General features: G+C 62.2%; 6 protein-coding genes. 3 read left to right on the forward strand and 3 right to left on the reverse strand.

What is annotated here, in order from left to right; all coding sequences use genetic code 11:
• Positions 1–3 precede the first annotated feature (3 nt).
• Together mraZ and SM766_RS08780 are read right to left on the reverse strand one after the other, a co-directional pair.
• On the reverse strand, positions 4–507 hold the full coding sequence (gene mraZ, locus SM766_RS08775; protein ID WP_082996115.1) for a division/cell wall cluster transcriptional repressor MraZ: 504 nt from the start codon (positions 505–507) through the stop codon (positions 4–6).
• Positions 508–1,503: 996 nt separating this feature from the next.
• A complete protein-coding gene (locus SM766_RS08780) occupies positions 1,504–2,589 on the reverse strand; it encodes an Mrp/NBP35 family ATP-binding protein (RefSeq protein ID WP_368947545.1) in 1,086 nt (361 codons plus the stop codon).
• Between the two features lie 312 nt (positions 2,590–2,901).
• Between SM766_RS08780 and SM766_RS08785 the strand changes: the two genes are divergently transcribed.
• Positions 2,902–3,120: a DUF1127 domain-containing protein gene (locus tag SM766_RS08785; protein WP_274828928.1), complete on the forward strand. Its 219-nt coding sequence runs from the start codon at positions 2,902–2,904 to the stop codon at positions 3,118–3,120.
• Between the two features lie 739 nt (positions 3,121–3,859).
• Here SM766_RS08785 and SM766_RS08790 read toward each other — a convergent pair.
• Positions 3,860–6,214, reverse strand: a complete 2,355-nt coding sequence (locus tag SM766_RS08790) for an ATP-dependent helicase (protein WP_274828930.1) — start codon at positions 6,212–6,214, stop codon at positions 3,860–3,862.
• 170 nt (positions 6,215–6,384) lie between these two features.
• Here SM766_RS08790 and SM766_RS08795 point away from each other — a divergent pair, with 170 nt between their 5' ends.
• Positions 6,385–7,575 carry an alpha-hydroxy acid oxidase gene (locus tag SM766_RS08795; RefSeq protein WP_368947546.1) on the forward strand — a complete coding sequence of 397 codons (1,191 nt, stop codon included), beginning with the start codon at positions 6,385–6,387 and terminating at the stop codon, positions 7,573–7,575.
• A gap of 136 nt (positions 7,576–7,711) precedes the next feature.
• On the forward strand, positions 7,712–7,846 hold a 135-nt coding region (locus SM766_RS08800), incomplete at its 3' end, for a biotin carboxylase N-terminal domain-containing protein (protein WP_368947552.1).

Consider the following 7,846-nt stretch of genomic DNA (forward strand, 5'->3'; position numbering starts at 1 on the left):
GCCTCAGACCCCTCCGGCGCCATCAAGGAATTCCAGTGGGTCGAAATCTTCGGGCAGATCTTCCATCAGCTTTTCAGCTTCGGCCATTTCGACCTCTTCATAGGTCTGCGGCTTCCAGATCTGGAAGGTATCGCCCGCCGCGATAAAGAAGGCCTCACCCTCCAGCCCGATCTTGTTGCGCAGCTTGGCCGGAAGCACCAGACGCCCCGTCTCGTCCACCGTTGTCGGCAGGGACTGGCCGTTGAACATGCGTTCCAGGATCTTGCGCTCGCGCGAGCCGCGCGGCAGGGCTGCGATCTTGGCATCGACCTCGTCGATCGCCTCGATGGTGTAGCATTCCAGAAATTTGCGGCGTTCATCGCCGTAGACGATTACCAGTTCGGGGCTGTCCCCGGGCTGCCAGTTGGGATCGCTGGCCTCAAGAACACGGCGAAAGGTGGCGGGTATCGACACCCGCCCCTTGCTGTCCACCTTATGGTGGCTTTCGCCTCTGAACCTGCGGCCCAATTTACCGTCCCTTTTTCGCGTCCCTCGCGAGATATCTGCCCCCCGAAAGTAAAAGGGGCGGGCTGATCTGCTGCCACTGATCAACCCGCCGCCTGTCCCGCTGTGCGGGGGTGTCCGACTGCGCACGCCATCTGGGGGGATGTCTGCTCGCCCGCGCGCCGGATCTCTTTGTTCGATGAAAGCGAAGGCCTGTATGAAACCTGCTTTTTTGATTTTTACGGGGTCGTTTGGCGCCCCATCCTTGCTCTCTGTCGATGTAGAAAGGGATACTATGGGAATTTAGGGTACGGCAACTAAATTCTTCACGGCAACGTGGGCAAGCATGGGCCAAACGTCTCAATTTTCGTTAACCTTCCATTAACACTTCAGCCAAATTCCGCCTAATTTGGGCAAGGTTAACGACAAGTAACTACATATAGTGGCCCCAACAACGCCCCAAAATGACCCATAGTTTCCCAGAAAAAGTTTCAAGACACTCGCGGGACACACCTTTGTTCACGGTACGCCCCCACCCCTTTCTGCAACGACCCGGGCAGGGAGAGGCGAAACACACCTTGGCCCCATGGAATTGGGCAGATGTGATTCGCGGCGGGACCCGCAACCACCGCAGCGAGCCCATGATTTCCCACGACCCGGCCTCTGCAGTGCAGCCCATGGTTTCCCATCGACCGCGACTACACGAGGGTCGGGACGAAAAATTGGGAGGTCCTAATGGGATGACATGGGACAGAGGCACAAAACCGCAGCCTGATCGCACCAGATCAAGCCGCACGCCGGCAGGCCCCGCCCGCCCCGCGCCCAGACAAAGGGATCGCCTCCCACCAGCACAGCGCGGTGACGCCTCGCAGAGGCAACAAGAACCGCAACAGCGACCCATCCGGGGCGGGACAGCACGGCAGAGGCAGGACCGCACGACAAAATGAAGACACCGGACCGCCTGCGCAGCCCGGCACCTATTATGTATTCAGATAGATGCAGACTGACCGGAAAACCGGATCAGGCCATACCGCCCTGCACCAGACCAGAGGCAATCCGGCCATAGGCCTCGGCCATGGCCCCCTCGCCCGCGGCAACAGGCGTGCCACCATCCCCCGCCAAGCGGGTCTCAAGATCGATGGGCAGCGCCCCCAGAAGCGGCAAGCCCAGCTTGTCAGCCTCGGCCGCCACCCCGCCATGACCAAAGATGTGATGATCGCCGCCGCAGTCGGGACAGGTGAAGAAGGACATATTCTCGATCAGTCCCAGAACCGGGGTTTTCAGCTGACCAAACATGTCCAGCGCCTTGCGTGCGTCGATCAGCGCCACATCCTGCGGGGTGCTGACAACGATGGCGCCGGTCAGCTCTGCCTTGGTGCACAGCGTCAGTTGCACATCACCGGTGCCGGGCGGCAGATCGACGATCAGCACGTCCAGCTCTCCCCAATTGACCTGCCCCAGCATCTGCTGCAACGCGCCCATCAGCATCGGACCGCGCCAGACCACGGCTTTTGCCTCATCCACCATGAAGCCAATCGACATCACCGTTACGCCATGGGCGTGCAGCGGCTCGATGGTCTTGCCGTCCGGGCTGGCAGGCCTGCCCGTTACCCCCATCATGCGCGGCTGGCTGGGACCGTATATATCTGCATCCAGCAGACCAACCCGCCGCCCCTGCCGCGCAAGGGCCACCGCGAGATTGGCACTGACAGTGGATTTACCGACGCCTCCCTTACCCGAAGCGATGGCAAGAATGCGCGCCACCCCAGCGGGCTTGATCGGCCCTTGTTGCGGTTTCGGGTGGCCGCCGACCTTGAGCGAGGGCGCCCCCTGCCCGCCACCGGGTGCGGATGCCGCCGGAGTATGCGCGGTCAGCGCCGCCGTCACGCTGGACACGCCATCAAGAGCGAGGACCGCCGCTTCGGCGGCGCGGCGCAGGGGTTCCATCTGCTGGGCAATCGCCGGGCTGGGCGCTTCGATCACGAAGCGGACCGTGTCACCGTCGACACTGAGCGCCCGCAACATATCCCGGGACACCAGGGTGCCCCCATCCGGCAAGGCCAGCCGCTCCAGCGCGGCGCGAATCTGATCGTGGGTCACCGGCATGGCGCTCTCCTGTCTTTCCTGCCCCTCTTTGGGCGCCCACCCTATATAGGAGCGCCCGCGCCAGCCCAAGCGCGATTGCCGTAACGGCAGCTTTACGTATCCCAGACATAAACCGCCGCAAGAATAGGCAATTTTGCCAACCCCGCACAAAACCACACCAATTTTCTGCACATCCCCCAGATGACCCATGCAAATGCTGCATGGCAGAAATGCTGACTCTTGGGATTGTGCAGTTGCAGCATTTCCCTAAATTGGTGTTCAAGAAACGCCTTTAACGGCACACGGAAATTTACGGAACTGAGGATCTGCCCAATGGCTGCAGTAAATCACATCACCGCCCACAAGGGCTCGCTGGCCGCAAACGGCCTGGGCCTGATCGACGAGCTGAAACTGAAAATCGCGCGTTACCGTCTGTATCGCGAAACCCTGAATGAGCTCTCCGCCCTGTCGAACCGCGAACTGGCGGATCTGGGGCTGAACCGCTCGATGATCAAACGTCTGGCCTACCAGGCCGCATACGAAAACGCATAACCGAGATCAGGCTCTTTTCTCCTCCTCCCTAAAGGGCCTGTGTTCCGCGGTGACATCTTCCTCCTCCCTGATGTCACCGCACCCCATACCGGGATCAAACCCGGGATCTGATACATCCGGTCTTCTCCTCCCTTTTGACCAGATGTTGTTCAGAGCGGCGACACCTCTCCTCCTCCCTGGTGTCGCCGCACCTCATACCGGGATCAAACCCGGACGCTGATACATCCGGTCTCTCCTCCCATTTGGCCAGATGTTGTTCAGAGCGGCGGCACCTCTCCTCCCTGGTGCTGCCGCACCTCATACCGGGCTCAAACCCGGGACCTGATGCATCCGGCCCTCCTCCCATTTGGCCAGATGTTGTTCAGAGCGGCGGCACCTCTCCTCCTCCCTGGTGTCGCCGCACCTCATACCGGGATCAGACCCGGACGCTGATACATTCGGTCTCTCCTCCCATTTGGCCGAATGTTGAAAAGAACGGCGGTGCCTTCCTCCTCCCTGGCACCGCCGTTTTTGCATTTCACGCACCCCAGAAATCACCCGACACCATCGCCAGCCGCTGCGCGCCCACCCTTCTCGCGCCGCAGCCGTTGCAACGGGGCAATGGCGCGGGGGCGCTGGCAGCATCGCTGCCAGCGCCCCCGCGCCCGGATCGGATCGCAACGCGATCCGACCGTCTTATTCCATTTTCCGATCAAAAAGCGGTCAGAGCAGCAAGCAAGCGGATCTGTCCCGGAACAGCTTAGAACGGCACATCGTCATGGGCGGTGACGAATTTCGCGATCACCTTCTTCACCCCGGCCTTTTCGAAATCCACTTCCAGCTTGTCACCTTCAATACCGGTGATCGCGCCATAACCGAACTTCTGGTGAAACACCCGCTCTCCAATCGTAAAGCTGGAGGTCGCCGTCAGGTCGATCACCTGATTGCGGCTCTCCCTTGGCTGCGACAGCCCGCGCTCCCCGGCCCGCGCCTGCATGCGCTTCCAGCCCGGCGAATTATAGCCATCCGCCTGCGCCATCCGTTCGTCGATTCGGGACTGCACTGGCGTACCGCCCGCCGCTGCGCCATAGCCGCCGCCGTATAGACCCGGCGGCGTAAGCACCTCCACATGTTCTTCAGGCAGTTCATCAATGAACCGCGAGGGCAGCTGCGACTGCCACTGGCCAAAGACCCGGCGGTTACCCGCAAAGGAAATCGTGCAGATCTTCTCCGCCCGGGTGATGCCCACATAGGCAAGGCGCCGCTCTTCCTCGAGCCCTTTGAGACCGCTTTCATCCATCGACCGCTGCGAGGGGAACAGCCCATCCTCCCAGCCCGGCAGGAAGACGGCCGGAAACTCCAAACCCTTGGCCGCGTGCAGGGTCATGATGCTGACCTTCTGCTCGGCATCCTGTTTATCGTTATCCATCACCAGGCTGACGTGTTCGAGGAAGCCTTGCAGGTTCTCGAAATTCTCCAGCGCCTTCACCAGTTCCTTGAGGTTCTCCAGACGGCCCGGGCTATCCGGGTTCTTATCCATCTGCCACATGGTGGTATAGCCGCTTTCATCGAGGATAATCTCGGCCAGCTCCATATGGGTGATGTCGGAATCGCCTGCCATCCGACCCCAGCGGCGCAGATCCTCGGTCAGCTGACGCAGCGCCGCGCCGCCCTTGCCCTTGATCTCACCGCTGTCGACGGCCAGCCGCGCCCCTTCGAGCAGGGAAACGCCATTCTCGCGCGCCGCAATCTGGATCTTCTGCTGCGCCTTGTCGCCAAGGCCCCGCTTGGGCGTGTTGACGATGCGCTCAAAGGCCAGATCGTCCTCCGGCGAGACCACCAGCCGGAAATAGGCCATGGCGTCGCGAATCTCGAGCCGCTCGTAGAATCGCGGCCCGCCAATCACCCGGTAGGGCAAGCCGATGGTCAGGAAACGGTCCTCAAAGGCGCGCATCTGGTGGCTGGCGCGCACCAGAATCGCCATCTGGTTCAGATCCACCGGATCCTGCCCACGGGTGCCGCGCTGCATGGCTTCGATCTCTTCCCCGATCCAGCGCGCTTCTTCTTCACCATCCCAATGGCCGATCAGCCGCACCTTTTCGCCGCCAGTTGCCTCGGTCCACAGCTCCTTGCCCAGACGCCCTGCATTGCCCCGGATCACGCCGGAGGCCGCCGCAAGGATATGTTCGGTCGAGCGATAGTTCTGCTCTAGCCGCACCACCTTGGCACCGGGAAAGTCCTTTTCGAACCGCAAGATATTGCCCACCTCGGCGCCGCGCCAGCCATAGATCGACTGATCGTCATCGCCGACACAGCAGATATTCTTGTGCCCCGCCGCCAGCAGCCGCAGCCACATATACTGCGCGACGTTGGTATCCTGATATTCGTCGACCATGATGTAGCGGAACCAGCGTTGATACTGAGACAGCACATCCGGATGGTTTTGGAAGATCGTCACCATATGCAGCAGCAGATCGCCAAAATCGACGGCATTCAATTCTTTCAGGCGGGCCTGATACTGGGCATAGAACTCGGTGCCGCGATGGTTATAGGCGCTGGCATCGGCCACAGGCACGCTCTCCGGTGTCAGGGCACGGTTCTTCCAGTCGTCGATGATCCCGGCCAGCATCCGCGCCGGCCAGCGTTTGTCATCGATCCCGGCGGCTTGGATCAGCTGCTTCAGGAGGCGGATCTGATCGTCAGTGTCCAGAATGGTGAAATTCGACTTCAGCCCGGCCAGTTCTGCATGGCGGCGCAGCAGCTTGACGCAGATCGAGTGAAAGGTGCCGAGCCAGGGCATGCCCTCGGCAGGCTGGCCCAGCATCCGGCCGACCCGCTCTTTCATCTCGCGCGCCGCCTTGTTGGTAAAGGTCACGGCGAGGATCTCATTCGGGCGCGCCTGTCCAAGGGTCAGCAGATGCACGATCCGGGTGGTCAGCGCCTTGGTCTTGCCGGTGCCTGCGCCCGCCAGCATCAGAACCGGCCCATCCAGGCATTCCACGGCGTCCCGCTGGGCCGGGTTCAGCCCGTCCAGATAGGGCTTGGGGCGCGCAGCCATGGCGCGGGCGGAGAGGGAAGCGCCCTCAAAGGCGTCCATTTCATCGAAACTGCTCATGGGCGTGATCCTAGCGTGATTCATCTGCGCGGGAAAGGGGACGTTCACACTATGTTCACGCCTCTTTTTACCGCGAACCGCTCCCCAGTGGCGCCGCTATCTGCGCCCGCCTGGGCCCCTGTTAGAATTCTGTAACATTTTCGCTAGACTTTCGCTGCAAAGCAGCAATTATGCGCCGCATGAACATGCACCAGGATCTGCACCTGCATTACCCCGGCCTGTCTGACCTGCGCGCAGCAGCACGCAAGCGCCTGCCCCGCTTTGTCTGGGAGTATCTGGACAGCGCCACCGGCACCGAAGCCACCCAAAGGCGCAACCGCACCGCGCTGGACCGGGTCGGCTTCCTGCCCTCCATCCTGCATGGCCCGCTTGAGATCGACCTGTCGACGCAGCTGTTTGGCGCGACGCTGCCCCTGCCCTTTGGCATTGCGCCGGTGGGCATGTCGGGACTGATCTGGCCCGATGCCGAAGGCCACCTGGCCCGCTGCGGCGCCCGCAGCGGCATTCCCTACAGCCTGTCCACCGTTGCCAGCCAATGCCCCGAAGATCTGGCGCCGCATCTGGGCGAGCAGGCCTGGTTCCAGCTTTACCCGCCCAAGGATGAAGGCATCCGCAAGGATATGCTGGCGCGGGCGCGGGACGCGGGCTTCAAGGTGCTGGTCCTGACCGTGGATGTGCCGGTCGCCTCACGGCGGGAACGGCAAACGCGATCCGGCCTCACCCAGCCGCCGCGCCTCACGCCACGCCTGCTGGCGCAGGTGGCGATGCGCCCGGCCTGGGCCATGGGCATGGCCCGTCAGCACCGGCACGAGGGCGGCATGCCGCATATGCGTACCCTCGACAAATACACCGCCGAGGCCACCGGTGAGAGCCGCTCCTCCACCGCCCATATCGGATACCTGCTGCGCACCTCGCCCGATTGGGACTACACCCGCTGGCTGCGCGATCACTGGGATGGTCCTTTTGTGATCAAGGGCGTGATGCGCGCCGAGGACGCGCAGCCGCTGGAGGAGATCGGCGTCGATGGGCTCTGGGTGTCGAACCACGCCGGGCGCCAGTTCGACGGAAGCCCCGCCGCCATCGAAGTGCTGCCCGAGCTGCGCGCCGCCACCGACCTGCCCCTGATCTTTGACAGCGGCATCGAAGGCGGCCTCGACATCCTCAGGGCGCTGGCGCTTGGCGCCGATTTCGTCATGCTGGGACGCGCCTTTCACTTCGCGCTGGCCGCGCTGGGGCCGACCGGTCCCGACCATCTGATCGAGATCCTGAAAAAGGATCTGGAGGCGAACATGGGCCAGCTCGGCGCGCCCGATCTTGCCTCTTTGCCAGCGGCCAGACCGCTCAACCATACCGCCCCGTGAGCCCGCTTTCGCTCCGCGCGGCGGAAAAGCACAAAATGAGAGCGCAATCATGCCCCGCACTACCCAGTACTACGGGTATACTGCACGCCAAGATGCGCCTAACACATCGCCAGACTGAACGACCTCGGGGGAAGATATGACCGACTTCAAGAAAATTCTGATCGCCAACCGCGGCGAGATAGCGATCCGCGTGATGCGGGCTGCGAATGAGATGGGCAAGAAGACCGTTGCGGTCTACGCCGAGGAGGACAAGCTTGGCCTGCACCGGTTC

It is taken from the genome of Pseudophaeobacter sp. A-200-2 (assembly GCF_041008815.1).
In the GTDB taxonomy this organism is placed as follows: domain Bacteria; phylum Pseudomonadota; class Alphaproteobacteria; order Rhodobacterales; family Rhodobacteraceae; genus Phycobacter; species Phycobacter gallaeciensis_A.

Excerpts from the sequence above, each read along its gene's own strand:
- SM766_RS08785 (WP_274828928.1), top strand. The coding sequence starts at position 2,902 with ATGGCTGCAGTAAATCACATCACCGCCCACAAGGGCTCGCTGGCCGCA.
- SM766_RS08790 (WP_274828930.1), bottom strand. The coding sequence starts at position 6,214 with ATGAGCAGTTTCGATGAAATGGACGCCTTTGAGGGCGCTTCCCTCTCC.
- SM766_RS08780 (WP_368947545.1), bottom strand. The coding sequence starts at position 2,589 with ATGCCGGTGACCCACGATCAGATTCGCGCCGCGCTGGAGCGGCTGGCC.
- SM766_RS08795 (WP_368947546.1), top strand. The coding sequence starts at position 6,385 with ATGCGCCGCATGAACATGCACCAGGATCTGCACCTGCATTACCCCGGC.